This window comes from Xanthomonas sp. NCPPB 1128, assembly GCF_001043115.1.
In the GTDB taxonomy this organism is placed as follows: Bacteria; Pseudomonadota; Gammaproteobacteria; order Xanthomonadales; family Xanthomonadaceae; genus Xanthomonas_A.
The window spans coordinates 65,990-82,314 of the sequence record NZ_LFME01000011.1 but is presented as its reverse complement, the minus strand read 5'-3'; the positions used below and the strand labels follow the sequence as shown (position 1 = coordinate 82,314).

Below are 16,325 nucleotides of genomic sequence, written 5' to 3'. Positions count from 1 at the left end.
GTCACGGTGGACCAGATCGAAGAGAGCATAGGAATGGGGGCGGCGCGCCGCGATGCAAGTGGCGCTGCGCCGGTGCGTCCGCGCAAGCGCTGGCGGCGCTGGTTGCTGCTGGCGCCGCTGATCTTCGTGCTGGCGAGCGTGTCGCAGGTGCTGCTGCTGCGCTTCGTCGATCCGCCGTTCTCGGCGATGATGCTGGAGCGCCAGCTCGGCGCCTGGGCCGGCGGCGACTGGTCGTACCGCATCGCCTACGACTGGCGCGACACCGCGCGGATCGCGCCGAGCCTGCCGATCTCGCTGGTCGCTGCGGAGGACCAGCGGTTCCCCAGCCATCACGGCTTCGACCTGGACGCGATCGAGAAGGCGCGCGACCACAATGCGCGTGGCGGGCGCCTGCGCGGGGCCAGCACGATCAGCCAGCAGGTCGCCAAGAACGTGTTCCTGTGGCAGGGCCGCAGTTGGCTGCGCAAAGGATTGGAGGCCTGGTACACGGTGCTGATCGAGGCGCTGTGGTCGAAGCAGCGGATTCTCGAGGTGTACGCCAATGTCGCCGAGTTCGGCGATGGCGTGTATGGCGCGCAGGCGGCGGCGCGCAGCTTCTGGGGCAAGGACGCGGCGCAACTGACCCCGGCGCAGAGCGCGCTGCTGGCGGCGGTGCTGCCGGCGCCACAGCGCTATAACGCCACCCGTCCCGGTCCTTATGTGCAGGGCCGCGCCAACTGGATCCAGCGCCAGACCCGGCAACTGGGTGGGCCGGCCTACCTGCAGGCGCCGTAGGTTTAGCCCCTCTCCCCTCGGGAGAGGGGTTGGGGTGAGGGTACGGCTGCACGTGAGCGTGGCCGGGTCGGCGGCACCCGCACCCTCATCCGCCCCTGCGGGGCACCTTCTCCCGAGGGGAGAAGGAACTCAAAACCCCTCTCCCACCGGGAGAGGGGTTGGGGTGAGGGTACGGCTGCACGTGAGCGTAGCGAGGTCGGCGGCACCCGCACCCTCATCCGCCCTGCGGGCACCTTCTCCCGAGGGGAGAAGGAACTCAAAGCCCCTCTCCCGCCGGGAGAGGGGTTAGGGTGAGGGTACGGCTGCACGTGAGCGTGGCGGGGTCGGCGGCACCCTCACCCTCATCCGCCCCTGCGGGGCACTTTCTCCGAGGGCAGAAGGACCTTGAAGCCCTCTCGCGCCGGGAGAGGGGTTGGGGTGAGGGTACGGTCGGCACGTGAGCATGGTGGGATTCGGCGGCTGACGTACCCTCATCCGCCCCTGCGGGGCACCTTCTCCCGGTGGGAGAAGGGGGACTCCCGTTTTTGTTGCGTAGTGCCGCGCCGCTGGTGAACGCGCAGGCCGCTCCGTACCATCCGCCGATGGAATCCGAACGTCTCACCGTCGTCGTCACTGCCTTCAACGAGGCGCAGACCCTGCCGCTGTTGCACCCGCGCATCCTCGCTGCGCTCGACGCCGTGCCGGGATTGGAGGGTCGGGTGCTGTACGTGGACGACGGCAGCCGCGATGCCACTTGGGAGACGATCCAGGCGCTGGCCGCGTCCGACCCACGGGTCGGGGCGCTGCGCCTGTCGCGCAATTTCGGCAAGGAGCTGGCGCTGACCGCGGGGTTGGACTGCGTCGAGCGCGGCGCGGCGATGCTGCTGGACGCCGACGGGCAGGATCCGCCGGAGTTGATCGGGCAGTTCGTGGCGCACTGGCGTGCCGGCTACGACGACGTCTACGGCACACGCCTGGTGCGCGAAGGCGAGGGCTGGCTCAAGCGCGGCACCGCGGCGCTGTTCTACCGGGTGATCGGGCGCCTGTCGAAGACGCCGATCCCCGCCGATACCGGCGACTTCCGCCTGCTGTCGCCGCGCGCGCTGGCTGCGCTGCGGCAGTTGCGCGAGCGCCATCGCTTCATGAAGGGACTGTTCGGCTGGATCGGCTTCCGCCGCCTGGCGGTGCCGTATCGGCGGGCGCCGCGGCTGGCCGGGCGCAGCAAGTTCAGCCTGTGGCGGCTGTGGAACTTCGCCCTGGACGGCATCACCGGCTTCTCCACCGCGCCGTTGCGGGTGGCCACCTACCTCGGCCTGGCGACGGCGGCCGGCGCCTTCCTGTTCGCGCTCTTTGTGGTGGTCAAGGCCGCGCTCTTGGGCGATCCGGTGGCGGGCTGGCCGACGATGATGGCGGTGATCCTGTTCCTGGGCGGCGTGCAGTTGATCGCCCTGGGCCTGATCGGCGAATACCTAGGCCGGCTGTACGAGGAATCCAAGCAGCGTCCGCTGTATCTGGTGGAAACCTGGCGTGCACCGGGCGAAGGAGTATGCTCGGCCGTGCGATCCAGCGAACCGGGAGGCAGCGATGCGGACGGTACGGCAGGTCTTGAGCGAAAAGGGCAATGAGATCCACGCGGTCGCGCCGGACACGGCGGTGATCGAGGCGCTGCGGCTGATGGCCGCCAAGGGCATCGGCGCGGTGCTGGTGCTGCAGGGCGGACAGCTGTCCGGCATCCTGTCCGAGCGCGATTACGCACGCAAGGTGGTCCTGCAGGACCGCTCCTCGGCAACCACGCCAGTGCGCGACATCATGAGCAGCAGGGTGCACACCGTGGACCCGTCGCAGAGCGTGCAGCAGTGCATGGAACTGATGACCGGGCAACGCATCCGCCACTTGCCCGTGGTGGATGCCGGCACCGTGATCGGCGTGATCTCGATCGGCGACCTGGTCAAGGCGGTGATCGAAGAGCAGCGCGAGGAGCTGGATCAGTTGCAGGAGTACATCAGGAGCTGAGATTGGGGAGTCGGGATTGGGGGTTCGCAAGGGCGGCGGCGCTTGCGCCGTTGTCCGCCGAGCGCATCCTCCATCTTGGATTGGTCAGTGTTCCGGGCGCCTGCTTTTGCGAATCCCGAATCCCCAATCTCGAATCCCGCGGCTACTTGCCGCCGCACTGAATATCCTTACCCGGCCCGGTCTCGATGGTGGCCAGCAGGGCGGCCGGCGGGGCGATGCTGCCCAGGGCGACGGCAATGGCGCCGCGCAGGCCCAGGGCCTTAAAGTCGGGGCGGAAGCTCGGATCCTTGAAGGTGCCACCCACGCGCAGTGGCGAGCGCAGGGCGAGGATGCTGTGGTCCTTGGGCTGGGCCTTCAGCAGCAGGTCCAGGCGCTCCTGGCCCAGGTCGATGGTGCCGCTGCCGACCAGCAGGGTGTCGGTGCTGTCGAAGGCCAGGGCGCGCGAGGTCATCACCCCGTGCTGCACCGCGAAGTCGCCGAACGCGCAGCGCACCGGGATCTCGCGGTCCTTGGTCACCAGGTACTTCAGCGATTCGGCGATATCCAGGCCGGCCAGTTCCATCACCAGGTTGCTGATGCGGCCCTTGCCCATGCCGACGGCGACGCTGCCGTCGGCGGTGCCGAGCATCTGCGCGATCGAGTTGCCGCTGCCGGCCAGGGCGATCTCGCCGCCGATCGCGCCGGCGGCCTCCTTTGCCAGCTTGCCGTCGGGGAACAACTTGCCCAGTTGCACGCCGCGGATCGACAGCTGCGCGCGCGTGAGCAGGGTGGGCTTGCGCGCATCCATGCGAATGTCCGAGCGGATGTCGCCGCCCGCCACGCCGAAGTTCAGCGGCTGCAGCAACAGCACGCCGTCGTCGAGCTTCAGGTGCGCGTCCATGTCGTCCAGCGGCAGCGACGGTGCGTTGATGCGCTGCGCCTTCCAGTGCACGTCGGCGTCCATCGCGCGTAGCTTGCCGAGGTCGTATGGCGTGGACGGCAGCACTTTGTCGGTGGCGGCGAGCTTGGCCGCCTGCGCCTTCTGCTCGGCATTGGCGGTCTCGCCGGCGCCGGTGTGTGGCGGTGCGCCGACGAAGCCGGCCAGGTCGTCGAAATCCAGCCGTTGCGAGCGCAGGTCGGCGCGCAGGAACGGACGCGCGCCGCCTGTCTCGATCTGCACCGTGCCGGCCAGATCGCTATCGCCGGCGCGGCCGCGGAAGTCCTGGTAGCGCCAGCGATCGCCGTCGCGCTGCAAGCGCCCATCCAGCTGATAGGGCGGGGTGGAAGGAATGGCGATGCCCAGCAGTGGATACAGGTGGGCCATGTCGGTGCCGGCCAGTTGCAGTTGCAGGTCGAACACACGCAACTGGAACGGATTGGTCAGGGTGCCGCGCATGTGCGCGCGGGTGCTGCCGGCGCTGCCGCGCAGGTCGACGCGGAACGGATGGTCGCTCTCGCTCAGTTCCAGCGGCGAGGCGGTATTGCCCTTGAGGGTGAACGGATTGCCGCGCCAGCGGCCGTCGCCGCTGACCGTGATCGGCGGCGCGGCATCGCCACGGCGACGCTGTCCGACCTGGCTGTCGACGGCGATGTCGATCTCGGTGCGTCCGGCGGGGTCCTGGAAGCGCAGATGCCCTTGTTGCACCAGCAGGGCGCCAAGGACCACTGGCCTGCCGCTGTCGTCGGACTGGCCGAACGCCCAGTTGCCGGGCTGTCCGGCCGGGCCTGTCTCCAGCAGCAGATCGGGCTTGGTCAGGCGGATCTCGGGGATGCGCACGCGGCCGCGCAGCAGCGGCCACAGCGCGATGTCCAGTTCGGCGCGGTCGGCGCTGGCCATCTGCGGCTGCTTCGACCAGTCAGCATTGGCGAAGCGCAGGCGATCGCCACGGACGGTGATGATGCGGCCCAGCTCCACGTCCAGATCGCCGTCGATATGGAAGGCGCGCCCGGTGCGCGCCTGCACCGCGCGTTCAATCGGTGCCTTGAACCAGTTCCAGTCGAAGATCAGGATGATGGCGAGCAGGAGCAGCACCAGTGCGCCGAGCACGAACGGCCAGCGCCGCAGGCGGCCGTCGTTGCGCCGCCAGGGCCAGGAGCGGCGGCGTGCGCCGGATGCGGAAGCAGGGTCGGGAGCCATGCGGTCATCCTAGGCAGCCGCCGTGCACGGGGTGCGAAAGCGAGCGGCGCCTCAGAGCACCTGGCCGGTCACCGCCACGAAATGGCAGACGCTGCCGGCGAGGACGAACAGGTGCCAGATGGCGTGGAAGTAGCGCACGGTGTCGCGTTGATAAAAATACGTGCCGAGGGTGTAGAACAGGCCGCCGGCCAGCAGCCAGCCCAGGGTCCAGGCGTCGATGGAGCGCAGCAGCGGTTCGATCGCGACCACGATCAGCCAGCCCATGGCGATGTACAGGATGGTCGACAGCAGGCGGAAGCGGCCGGTGAAGAACAGTTTGAAGATCACCCCGGCCACGGCGATGGTCCAGATCGCCGCGAACAGACCCCAGCCCCACGGGCCGCGCAGGCCGATCAGGGTGAACGGGGTGTAGGTGCCGGCGATCAGCAGGTAGATCGCGCAGTGGTCGAAGATCTGCAGGCGTGCCTTGGCGCCGGGATGCGGAATGGCGTGGTAGAGCGTCGAGGCCACGTACAGCAGCAGCAAGGTGACGCTGAACACGATGGCAGTGGCGAGCTGCCAGCCGTCGCCATAGATCGCGGCGAGGGTGATCAGCACCGAGCCGCCGGCCAGCGAGGCGATGGCGCCGAGGCCGTGGGTCAGCGCACTGGCCAGTTCGTCGCGCCAATCCGTGGAAGGCGGCGCGTCGGCGTTCGAGTAGGCGGGCGAACGGTCTGCATCCATGGGCCCGCACGGTAGCGCAATTGCGAGCGGTTCGCATCCGCTGCGTCGCAGCACCGCGCCGCCGGTTGGGCGTGCGCTCAGCCGGCGCACGCCCACGGTCACATGGCGGTCATTCCATTGCCACGCTGTGCGCGTGTTCGCGGGTGGCGGCGAAGCGCACGTCCGGCGCGCGTTCCTGCGCCAGTTGCAGGTTGACCCGGGTCGGCGCCAGATACACCAGTTCGCCGGCGGCGTCGATGCCCAGGTTCATCGCATTCTTCTCGCGGAACTCTTCCAGCTTCTTGGCATTGTCGCAATGCACCCAGCGCGCGGTGACCACGCCGACCGGCTCGAAGCTGGCGTCCACGCCGTACTCGTCCTTGAGCCGGTAGGCGACCACGTCGAACTGCAGGGTGCCGACCGCGCCGAGGATCAGGTCGTTGCTCATCAGCGGGCGGAAGAACTGGGTGGCGCCTTCCTCTGACAACTGCGCCAGGCCCTTCTGCAGTTGCTTGAGCTTGAGCGGATCGCGCAGGCGCGCGCGGCGGAACAGTTCCGGGGCGAAGTTGGGGATGCCGGTGAACGACAGCGACTCGCCCTCGGTGAAGGTGTCGCCGATCGAGATGGTGCCGTGGTTGTGGATGCCGATGACGTCGCCGGGATAGGCCTCGGCGGCGATCTCGCGGTCGCTGGCCATGAAGGTCAGCGCATTGGCCAGCTTGACCTCCTTGCCGGTGCGCACGTGCAGGGTCTTCATGCCGGCGGCGAAGCGGCCCGAGCAGATGCGCATGAAGGCGACGCGGTCGCGATGCTGCGGGTCCATGTTGGCCTGGATCTTGAACACGAAGCCGGTCAGCTTGTCCTCGCCGGCCTGCACCTGCCGGCCGGTGGTGGCGCGCGGCTGCGGCGGCGGTGCGTGCTCGGCGAAGAAGTCCAGCAGCGGCTGCACGCCGAAGTTGTTGACGCCGGAGCCGAAGAACACCGGGGTCTGCTTGCCGGCGCGGTAGGCGTCCAGGTCGAAGGCATGGCTGGCGCCCTGCACCAGTTCCAGTTCCTCGCGCAGTTCGGCCAGCATCTGCGCGCCGATCTTCTCGGCCAGGCCGGGTGCGTCCAGCGACGGGAAGATGGTCGAGTCCTGGCGGGTGAAGTTGCGGCCGGGCTCGTACAGGTGCACTTCACCGGTCACCAGATGCACCACGCCCTTCAGGCGCTGGCCCATGCCGATCGGCCAGGTCACCGGCGCGCACTCGATGCCGAGCACGGTCTCCACTTCGTCGAGCAGGTCGATCGGGTCCTTGCCCTCGCGGTCGAGCTTGTTGATGAAGGTCATGATCGGCGTGTCGCGCAGCCGGCATACCTCCATCAGCTTGATGGTGCGTTCTTCCACGCCCTTGGCCACGTCGATCACCATCAGCGCCGAGTCCACCGCGGTGAGCACGCGATAGGTGTCCTCGCCGAAGTCGGCGTGGCCGGGGGTGTCGAGCAGGTTGATGATCTTGCCTTCGTACGGGAACTGCATCACCGACGAGGTCACCGAAATGCCGCGCTCCTTTTCCAGCGCCATCCAGTCCGAGGTGGCGTGGCGCGCGGCCTTGCGGCCCTTCACCGAGCCGGCCATCTGGATCGCCCCGCCGAACAGCAGCAGCTTTTCGGTCAGCGTGGTCTTGCCGGCGTCGGGGTGGGAAATGATGGCGAAGGTGCGGCGACGCGCAGCTTCGGTGGCGACTTCGGACATGGGCGGCACGCCCGCGAAGGGCGTCATCGGCAACGGAGGAAGCCCACGATTATAGCGGGCTTCCCGCGGCGGCCGTTCAGTTGAGCAGCCAGGGATGCGGGCGCTTGCTGGATTGGCGCGCCACCAGGTTGTAGACGATGACCATGCCGAGCAGCAGCAGGCTCCAGGCCGGCGCCAGCCAATGCGGCGCGACTGCGCCTGTCAGGCCGACCTGGCCAATGCTGATTCCGCCGAGCATGGCCAGGACGAACTGGGTGACGGTCAGCAACAGCGCGCCGCGCGGCCAGCGCATGCAGGCTAGCAGCAGGCTGCTGGCGGCGAGAGTCGCGGTCAGGGTGATCGACACGGTCAGTGGGTAATAGGCCGTTGGCGCGTGCTTGAGTGCGCCGAGCAGCCAGGACAGGCCCAGCCAGGGCAGCATCGCCGCGAGCGCGCGCTTCAGGATCACCTGGTTGAACAGCTTGCCGGCCTGCCCGGGGGCGCCTAGGCCGGGCAGCAAGGCGCTTTCCATCAGCCCCAGGTTGCCGTGCTTGCGCCACAACCACAGCCGTTGCAGGAACTTCACGCTGGACAGGTTGGCCATGACGTTGGCCATGACCAGCGGCAACGTCGGCGACTGCGTGCGCAGCAACAGAGGCGTCCACAACAACAGCAGCAGCGCTGGCGTGACCAGTGCGGCCAGGAGGGTGCTGGCGGTACTACCGGGAGCGAAGCCGGGCCCGAGCGCATAGCGCATGGCGCGTTCCGGTCGATGGCGCAGATCGGTCGGAAACACCGGACGGGCGATGCCCTGGATCCAGCCCAGGCGCCCACCTTGCGATTCGACCGCCTGCTTGGTGGTGCCGTCGCCGGGCTGGCGTTGCTGCAGGCCGATCCACATCGGGCGCGTCCATGCCGACAGCGCATCGGCCGGGCGACCACGCAAGTAGCGGTACGAGCACAGGCTGATCAGACCGCAGGCGAGCGCGGCGAGCAGCATGCTGGCGCGCGGATGCATGGCCAGTGGAGCGAAACTGGCCTCGGGCAACAGCCCGCCGAACGTCCCCGGCAAGATCCCGATCAAGGGGGCGCACCATGCCGGCAGGGTGGCGACCAACATGCCGAAGCTTGCGCTGAGCAGCAGGACAGAGAGCGAGAGGCCAGGATCGACGTCGCGCACGGCCAACAGCAGCGTCGGCAGCAGTACCGTCAAGGCCAGTGCGGCGCCGAACAGGTTGACGAAGCGCGCTGCCATGGATGGCAGACGGAGTTGGCGCCCTTGCTCGAGCAGACCCAGCAGACGAGCGCCGAGCAGCATCCACACGAACATCGCCAGGATCGCCGTGAGGATCGGCGGCAGGAGGTTGGCGGCTTTTTCAGGCAGCCAAGTGCAGGCGAAGGCGGCGGCGAGGGCTGGCGGATACAGCCAGCCGGTCACGCCCGATGCGCGGCAGAGCAGGCGCAGATCTGCTGGCAGACGGTTCATCCGACCACCTCGATGAACAGGTCTTCCAGGCCCAGCCGGTCGATGCGGATGCCGGGGACGGTCAGTAGTGCGGACGGCAGGTCGGTGGCATGCAGCACCAGCACGAGGCTGCCGTCGGCGCCTTGGCGGCGCGACAGTTCGCCGCGCAGCGGTGCCTCCAGCGCGGCGGCCGCCGGCGCCGGGATGCCGATGCGCAACACCCGGTCCTTGAGGTCGTCCAGCGGCTGGTCGAGCAGCAGCCGGCCCTGGTTGAGGAAGGCCACGCGCGAAGCCACGCGTTCCAGGTCGCTGACGATGTGGCTGGAGAACAGCACGGTGGTGCCGGCGTCGCAGGTTTCGGTGACGATCTCGCGCATCAGGTCGCGACGCGCGACCGGGTCCAGCGCCGAGGCCGGTTCGTCCAGCACCAGCAACGCCGGCCGTGCGGCCAGTGCGCGCACTAGGGCCAAGCGCTGGGCCTGGCCGGGCGAGAGTTTGCCGATGCTCTGGCGGCGGTCCAGTTCCCAGCGGCGCAGCAGCGTCTCCGCGCGCTGCGCGTCCCAGTGCGGATAGAGCTGCGCGGCGAAGGCGAGCAGTTCCTCCACACGCATCCAGCCGAACGCCTGCGGCTGCTGCGGCACGAAGCCCAACTGCGCCTTGCGCGCATCGTCCAGACGCAGCGCCGGGCCGCCGAACACCCGCGCCTGACCACGTTGCGGCTGCAGCAGGCCGAGCAGGCAGGCCAGCAGGGTGCTCTTGCCGGCGCCGTTGCGGCCGATCAGCCCGACCACCTCGCCGCGCGCCACCTGCAGGTCCACGCCCTGCAGAATCTCGCTGGTGCCGAAGGCCAGGTGCAGGTCATGCGCCGCCAGCGGCAGGTCCATGTCCAGGTCGGTCTGGATTGCGCTCTGCATCATCACGCTACTCATCGCCAGGTTCTCCAAACAACTGTTCAAGACGTTCGATCACGGGAGGCGACGGCAGGCCCAGTTCCCGGCAATGCCGGACCAGTTCCTGCAGGCGCGGTTCGATCAGCTCCAGGCGCTGCCGTTGCCGCTGCGGTGCGGCGGCGGTCGCGGCGATGGCCATGCCACGGCCGCGCAGGCGTTCCAGCACGCCTTCGGCCTCGAGCTGGCTGTAGGCGCGCGAGACCGTCATCGGATTCACCGCGTGGGCAGCGGCAACCTCGCGCACCGAGGGCAGGCCGTCGCCCGGGCGCAGTTGCCCGGCGGCGACCAGGCGGCGGATCTGCTCGGCGATCTGCCGGTAGATCGGCTCGGGGGCGCTGGGTTGGACGTGGAGGTCGGTTGCATCCATGTGTATTAATACATCAATACACTTGGCGCCTGTCAAGGCGTTTGCCGACGAACGGTAGGCGGCACGCTCAGGGTGGGGCGGGATGGGCGAAGCGCAGTTCGCCCAGCGGGCCGGCCATCCGGAACGGCACCGATTCCAGGCGCAGGCCGCGGTTGAGCTGGACGGCGAAATGCAGGTGCGGGCCGCTGCTCAGGCCGGTGTTGCCGGACAGGCCGAGGCGCTCGCCGCGCCGGACCGCCTGGCCGACCCGCACCTGCACGCCGCCGGCGGCCAGGTGTGCGTAGATCGCCATGCTGCCGTCGGCGTGCAGCACCCGCACCAGGTTGGCGGCCTGGCCCAGGCGCGGGTCGGTGCCGGATTCGCGGAAGTCGTCGCGCACCTCCATCACCACGCCCTCGCGCGCGGCCAGCACCGGCGTGCCTTCGGGCAGGGCGAAATCCAGCGCATAGGCGTTGGCCGGATCGCGATGGCTGAAGGCGCCGCCAAAGCCTTGATCGATACGCACCGGGCGATCGGCGAAGGGCAGGGCGTACAGCACCGCGTCCGCATGCGCGCGCGCCGAACCGGGCACCGCCTCGATGCGCAATCGGGCCCCATCGCCGCTGGCCTCGGCCAGGTCGCCGGGCGGATACAGGCGCGCGACCACGCGGCGTTCGCCGGCGGCCAGCTCCACCATCAGCGGTAGCGCGGGCACGGCGGTGAAGCCGGTGCTGTCGCCCAGCAGGCGGATCTGTACCGGGCCACCGAGCGGATTGCCCAGCGTGACCTCGCGCAGGCCGCTGTCGCGGGTCTGTACCTCCAGCCATGCCGGGGGCGGTTGTGGCCCGGGCCGCGGGGCATTCCAGCGCAGCAGCGGTTGCGCGGACGCAACGGTCGCCGCGGCCAGCGACAGGACCACGGCAAGCCAGCGGCGGGGACGGCGTCGGCGCACGGACAGCAGGAGCGATGGGGGAGGTGGAGTATGGCCGAGGCCGGGGATCGAAAAATCATATCGCTTCATCCGAATAAAGAGATTGACATTGCCGAAAATCGCTGGCATCGTGGCTCCACCATCGAGACCGGCGGAGGGACAGGCCCTTTGATGCCGGGGCAGCCAGCGGACGCGCAAGCGACCGTGTAGGTGCCAAATCCTGCGGGGACCACCGCGTCCGCCGAAAGATGGTTCGATCCATGCCCTCTGCATGGCGAACGCGAGCTCCGCGAAGCTCGATGGCCGTTCCTCCCTGGATACCGCCATGCGCCTCGTGAACTCGCCTGATCGCCCCACCTCCGCCACTCCGTCCCACGACCGCGTTGCCGCGCCGGCTGACGGCGTGCACGCGATGCGCGGCGAGATCGCGGTCGCGTTGCCGTTGCGCCACGCCGGCGTGCAGTTGCTGCGCCTGCGCTACGAACTGAGCGGCCCGGCCGCCGCGCCGGTGGTGTTCGTTGCCGGTGGCATCTCCGCGCACCGCCACCTTGCCGCCAACGCCAGCTTTTCCGAGAAGGGCTGGGCCGAAGGCCTGGTCGGACCGGGGCGGGCGCTGGACCCGACCCAGCGGCGGCTGCTGGCGTTCGATTTCGTCGGCGCCGACGGCAGCCTGGACGCGCCGATCGACAGCGCCGACCAGGCCGATGCCATCGCCGCGCTGCTGGACGCGCTGGACATCGCGCAACTGCACGGCTTCGTCGGCTACTCCTACGGCGCGCTGGTCGGCCTGCAGCTGGCGGTGCGGCATCCGCAGCGCCTGCAGAAGCTGATCGCGGTCAGCGGGGCGCATCGCGCGCATCCGTATGCGGCGGCCTGGCGCGCGCTGCAGCGCCGCGCCGTGGCGTTGGGCCAGCTGCAGTGCGCCGAGAGCCACGGGCTGTCGCTGGCGCGGCAGTTCGCGATGCTCAGCTACCGCACCCCAGAGGAGTTCGGCGAGCGCTTCGACGCGGCGCCGGAAGTGATCAACGGCCGCGTCCGCGTCGCCGCCGAAGACTACCTGGACGCCGCCGGCGCGCAGTACGTGGCGCGCACCCAGGTCAACGCCTACCTGCGCCTGTCCGAATCCATCGACCTGCACCGCATCGATCCGGCCGCCGTCGCCGTGCCCACGGTGGTGGTGGCGGTCGAAGGCGACCGCCTGGTACCGCTGTCGGACCTGGTGACCCTGGTCGAAGGCCTGGGCCCGCGCGGCAGCCTGCGCGTGCTGCGTTCGCCCTACGGCCACGACGCCTTCCTGAAAGAAACCGATCGCATCGACGCGATTCTCGCCACCGCCCTTCGCCCCACCGGAGTTGCCGCATGAGCACTGCCCACGACACCGATCTGCCCTGTAGTGCCGCCACCGCCGCGGTTCGTGCCGGCATCGACCGCGATACCGCCTACGGCGCGGTGACTCCGCCGATCGTGCTGTCGTCGAACTTCAGCTTCGACGGCTTCGGCAACAAGCGCCAGTACGACTACACCCGCAGCGGCAATCCGACCCGCGACCTGCTCGGCGAAGCACTGGCGGAACTGGAAGGCGGCGCCGGCGGCGTGATCACCGCCACCGGCATGGGCGCGATCAACCTGGTGCTCAACGCGTTGCTGCAGCCCGGCGACAAGCTGGTGGTGCCGCACGACGCGTACGGCGGCAGCTGGCGGCTGTTCAACGCGCTGGCCAAGAAGGGCCACTTCGAATTGATCACCGCCGATCTGACCGATCCGCGCTCGCTGGCCGATGCGCTGGCGCAGGCGCCGAAGCTGGTGCTGATCGAGACCCCGTCCAACCCGCTGCTGCGCATCACCGACCTGCGCTTCGTCATCGATGCCGCGCACAAGGCCGGCGCGCTGGCGGTGGTCGACAACACCTTCCTGTCGCCGGCGCTGCAGACCCCGATCGCCTTCGGCGCCGACCTGGTGATCCACTCCACCACCAAGTACGTCAACGGCCACAGCGACGTCGTCGGCGGCGCGGTGATCGCCGCCGATGCCGAGCTGCACCAGCAACTGGTGTGGTGGGCCAATGCGCTGGGCCTGACCGGCTCGCCGTTCGATGCGTTCCTGACCCTGCGCGGCCTGCGCACGCTGGATGCGCGCCTGCGGGCGCACCAGGAAAACGCGCAGGCGGTGGTGGAGTTGCTGACCACGCATGCGGCGGTGCGCCAGGTGTACTACCCCGGCCTGGCCTCGCATCCGGGCCATGCGGTGGCGGCGCGGCAGCAGCGCGGCTTCGGCGCGATGATCAGTTTCGAACTGGCCGGCGGCGAGGCCGAGGTGCGCGCCTTCGTCGACGGTCTGCGCTACTTCACCCTGGCCGAATCGCTGGGCGGCGTGGAGAGTCTGATCGCGCACCCGGCGACCATGACCCATGCGGCGATGACCGCCGAGGCGCGCGCCAAGGCCGGGATTTCCGATGGCCTGCTGCGCCTGTCGGTGGGCATCGAGTCCAGCGCGGACCTGGTCGCCGATCTGCAGGCCGGCCTGCAGCGCGCGCAGCGCGCCGGCGAGGCGCTGGCGCGTAAACGGGTGGACGCGTGAGCAGCGGCCTGGCCGATGCGCCATCGGCGCCGTTGCGCACGGCGCCCATCACGGCAACTCCGCGGCTGGGCCTGCTCGGCACCGGCACCGTCGGCCGCGCCTTCGTCGCGCGCTACCAGGCGCTGCAGCAGCGCCGCCCGGGCCTGCCGGCCTTCGCCTGGCTGGCCAATTCGCGCACCGTCGCCGACTGTGCGCTGACGCCGGCGCAGGCGCTGGCTGCGGCCAATGCCGCCGCGCGCGGAACGCAGGCGGTGACGCTGCCGGACGACCTGGGCCGTGGCGACATCGTGGTCGACGCCACCGCCAGCGAGGCGGTGGCGCAGCGCCATGCCGAGTGGCTGCGGCGCGGCATGCACGTGGTCACCGCCAACAAGCTCGGCCAGGGCGCCGCGCTGGCGCGGGCCGAGCAGATCCATGCCGCGCGGCATGCCGCCAGCACCCATTACGGCGACAGCGCCACGGTCGGCGCCGGCTTGCCGTTGCTGAGCAGCCTGCGCGCACTGGTCGCCGGTGGCGACCATATCCACGCGGTGGAAGGCGTGCTGTCCGGATCATTGGCCTGGCTGCTGCATCGCTACGACGGCCGCTGTGCCTTCTCCGACTGCGTGCGCGAGGCCGCGGCCGCCGGCTACACCGAGCCCGATCCGCGCGAGGATCTGTCCGGCGAGGACGTGCGGCGCAAGCTGCTGATCCTGGCCCGCGCCGCCGGCCTGCCGCTGCGTGCCGAGCAGGTGCAGGTGGCGTCGTTGGTGCCGGCCGCGCTGGCCGCCGTGCCGCTGGCGCAGTTGGATGCCGCGTTGGAACAACTGGACGCGCCGCTGGCGGCGCGCCTGGCGCAGGCGCAGGCCGACGGTGCCTGCCTGCGCTTTGTCGGCCGCTTCGATGCGCACGGCGCCTCGGTGGGCCTGCGCGCGCTGCCGCTGACGCATCCGCTGGCCAGCGGTGCCGGCACCGACAACCGCGTCGCCATCCACAGCGACCGTTATCTGCAGCAGCCGCTGCTGATCCAGGGGCCGGGCGCGGGTGCCGACGTCACCGCGGCGGCCTTGCTCGACGACGTGCTGCGGATCGCGGTGCGCTGAGCGATGCACGCGACGCCCGCATCCGTTGCGGGCGTCGCGATTGGGCTTGGCGGATGCCGAAGGCCAGCGGACGCGCTGCCGGCACTGCCCGCAACGCAGTTGCATGCGGGCCGCGCGGTGCGGCCGTCGCGCGTAGCGTGGCGGCCGGCGCCTCAGCTCATTGCAGCCCCTGGCCCATGGTCTTCAGCAACTCGCCCTGGTAGTCGCCGCTGAATTCCCAGAAGAACGCGCCGCCCAGGCCCTGGGTCTTGACGTAGTTCATCTTCTCGGTGACCAGCGCCGGATCGTCGTAGCTCCAGAAGCTGCTGCCGTCGTACTTCCAGTGCGCGTGCGCCTGCGCGTCCACGTAGTCGGTGCCGGCGCGGCCGCGCAACACCTTGTAGTCCTCGATGCCCGCCTCGTAGGTGCCCGGCGCGGCGTTGCCGCTCTGGTACAGGCCGTGGTTGACGTTGGGCACATTGGTCCAGCCGCGCCCGTAGAAGCCGATGCCGAGGTTGAGCTTGGCGGCCGGCACGCCACGGTCGAGGAAGGCCTGGATGGCGTCGTTGCTGTTGTAGTAGCGCTGGTCGCCGCTGGACGGATCGGCCGGCGACTCGAACAGCGCGGAGTGGTGGTTGGTCTGCGGGTCCCAGGCGCCGTGGAAGTCGTAGGTCATCACGTTGAGGTAGTCCAGGTAGGGCGCGTACAGGTTCGGGTCGGTGACGCGGATCTTGTCGATGCCGGCGCCGACCGCCACGGTCAGCAGCAGTCCCGGCCGCACCTGGTCGAGCTGGCGGCGGAACTCGGCCAGCAGCGCGGTGAAGTTCTGCCGGTCCTCGGCGCTGCCGCAGGCGATGCCGCAGGCCACCGGATACTCCCAGTCGATGTCGATGCCGTCGAACACGCCGGCCGCCGCCGCGTTGCCGCCGGCGCCGTCGGTGACCGGCAGGTTGCCGCGAATGTAGGCGTCGATGCAGGAGGCGACGAAGGCCTGGCGGTTCTCGGCGCGCGCGGCGCTGGAGAAGCCGCGCGACCAGGTCCAGCCGCCCAGCGAGATCAGCACCTTCAGGCCCGGGTGCGCAGCCTTGAGCTTCTTCAACTGGTTCCAGTTGCCGCGCAGCGGCTGGTCCCAGGTATCGCCCACGCCGTCCACGCTCTGCGCGGCGGAGAACGCCTTGGTGTAGTCGGCGAAGGCGTCGCCGCCGGCACCGGTGCCGCTGTCGGACGGTTGGGTGACACCGACTTCGCAGCGGTTGTTGCGGACGTTGCCGAAGGCGTAGTTGATGTGGGTCAGGTAGCCGGCCGCGCCGCTGGCCTGGATGTCGCGCACCTGGTAGTTGCGGCCATAGATGCCCCATTGGGTGAAGTAACCGATCACGCGTTTGCTGCCGCCGGCGCTGGCAGGCAGGGTGCGCACGCTCAGCGTGGCGCTGCTGGCCGAGACGTTGCCGGCGTTGTCGCGGGCACGGACCGCGTAGGCGTACGCGGTGTCGGCGGTCAGCGCCGAATCGGTGTAGCCGGTGGTGCTGGACGTACCCACGCGATTGCCGTTGCGGAGGATGTCGTAGCCGGCCACACCGCTGCCGCCGACGTTGTCGGAGGCGGCGTTCCAGGTCAGGGTGATGGCGTTGCTGGCGCGCGTTGCCGCGGTCAAGCCGGTGGGCACGCTCGGTGCCGTGGTGTCGGTCGACGGCGCC

14 protein-coding genes and 1 riboswitch are annotated in these 16,325 nt (G+C 69.8%); of the genes, 6 read left to right on the top strand and 8 right to left on the bottom strand.

Annotated features, from left to right (window positions below; all coding sequences use genetic code 11):
- Positions 1 to 33 precede the first annotated feature (33 nt).
- The 3 genes from mtgA (at position 34) to ACP93_RS09425 (ending at position 2,766) form a co-directional block, all read left to right on the top strand.
- Positions 34 to 774, top strand: coding sequence for a monofunctional biosynthetic peptidoglycan transglycosylase (mtgA, locus tag ACP93_RS09435; protein ID WP_048490435.1), 741 nt, complete (start codon positions 34 to 36; stop codon positions 772 to 774).
- Between the two features lie 581 nt (positions 775 to 1,355).
- Entirely contained in the window at positions 1,356 to 2,378 is a 1,023-nt protein-coding gene (locus tag ACP93_RS09430) for a glycosyltransferase family 2 protein (RefSeq protein ID WP_048490466.1), read from the top strand.
- Complete coding sequence (locus ACP93_RS09425; protein WP_048490434.1) at positions 2,338 to 2,766, top strand: CBS domain-containing protein; 429 nt, start codon at positions 2,338 to 2,340, stop codon at positions 2,764 to 2,766. Before ACP93_RS09430 ends, ACP93_RS09425 begins: the two co-directional genes overlap by 41 nt.
- 142 nt (positions 2,767 to 2,908) lie before the next feature.
- Here the strand turns inward: ACP93_RS09425 and ACP93_RS09420 are convergent, their stop codons facing one another.
- The 7 genes from ACP93_RS09420 to ACP93_RS09390 form a co-directional block, all read right to left on the bottom strand.
- Entirely contained in the window at positions 2,909 to 4,882 is a 1,974-nt protein-coding gene (locus ACP93_RS09420) for an AsmA family protein (RefSeq protein ID WP_048490433.1), read from the bottom strand.
- 51 nt (positions 4,883 to 4,933) lie between these two features.
- Positions 4,934 to 5,605, bottom strand: a complete 672-nt coding sequence (locus ACP93_RS09415; protein WP_048490432.1) for a PAQR family membrane homeostasis protein TrhA — start codon at positions 5,603 to 5,605, stop codon at positions 4,934 to 4,936.
- A 109-nt stretch (positions 5,606 to 5,714) separates the two neighbouring features.
- Complete coding sequence (locus ACP93_RS09410; RefSeq protein WP_048490465.1) at positions 5,715 to 7,319, bottom strand: peptide chain release factor 3; 1,605 nt, start codon at positions 7,317 to 7,319, stop codon at positions 5,715 to 5,717.
- A 76-nt stretch (positions 7,320 to 7,395) separates the two neighbouring features.
- Positions 7,396 to 8,784 (bottom strand): hypothetical protein, encoded by a 1,389-nt coding sequence (locus ACP93_RS09405; protein WP_048490431.1) that lies wholly within the window; start codon positions 8,782 to 8,784, stop codon positions 7,396 to 7,398.
- Complete coding sequence (locus tag ACP93_RS09400; RefSeq protein ID WP_082143412.1) at positions 8,781 to 9,692, bottom strand: ABC transporter ATP-binding protein; 912 nt, start codon at positions 9,690 to 9,692, stop codon at positions 8,781 to 8,783. The genes ACP93_RS09405 and ACP93_RS09400 overlap by 4 nt, the downstream gene beginning before the upstream one ends.
- A complete protein-coding gene (locus ACP93_RS09395) occupies positions 9,685 to 10,080 on the bottom strand; it encodes a GntR family transcriptional regulator (RefSeq protein ID WP_048490430.1) in 396 nt (131 codons plus the stop codon). Before ACP93_RS09395 ends, ACP93_RS09400 begins: the two co-directional genes overlap by 8 nt.
- 67 nt (positions 10,081 to 10,147) lie before the next feature.
- Entirely contained in the window at positions 10,148 to 10,978 is an 831-nt protein-coding gene (locus tag ACP93_RS09390; RefSeq protein WP_053069718.1) for a M23 family metallopeptidase, read from the bottom strand.
- A 148-nt stretch (positions 10,979 to 11,126) separates the two neighbouring features.
- Positions 11,127 to 11,245, top strand: a riboswitch (SAM riboswitch).
- Positions 11,246 to 11,315: 70 nt separating this feature from the next.
- Between ACP93_RS09390 and ACP93_RS09385 the strand changes: the two genes are divergently transcribed.
- Genes ACP93_RS09385 through ACP93_RS09375 form a run of 3 tightly spaced genes read left to right on the top strand, consistent with a single transcriptional unit; the run spans position 11,316 to position 14,649 of the window.
- Positions 11,316 to 12,353 carry a homoserine O-succinyltransferase MetX gene (locus ACP93_RS09385; protein WP_048490462.1) on the top strand — a complete coding sequence of 346 codons (1,038 nt, stop codon included), beginning with the start codon at positions 11,316 to 11,318 and terminating at the stop codon, positions 12,351 to 12,353.
- Entirely contained in the window at positions 12,350 to 13,567 is a 1,218-nt protein-coding gene (locus ACP93_RS09380; protein ID WP_048490429.1) for an O-succinylhomoserine (thiol)-lyase, read from the top strand. The genes ACP93_RS09385 and ACP93_RS09380 overlap by 4 nt, the downstream gene beginning before the upstream one ends.
- Complete coding sequence (locus tag ACP93_RS09375; protein WP_048490428.1) at positions 13,564 to 14,649, top strand: homoserine dehydrogenase; 1,086 nt, start codon at positions 13,564 to 13,566, stop codon at positions 14,647 to 14,649. The genes ACP93_RS09380 and ACP93_RS09375 overlap by 4 nt, the downstream gene beginning before the upstream one ends.
- Before the next feature lie 157 nt (positions 14,650 to 14,806).
- On the opposite strand, the gene ACP93_RS22275 is transcribed toward ACP93_RS09375, so the two are convergent.
- Positions 14,807 to 16,051: a glycoside hydrolase family 18 protein gene (locus tag ACP93_RS22275; RefSeq protein WP_228135990.1), complete on the bottom strand. Its 1,245-nt coding sequence runs from the start codon at positions 16,049 to 16,051 to the stop codon at positions 14,807 to 14,809.
- Positions 16,052 to 16,325 lie beyond the last annotated feature (274 nt).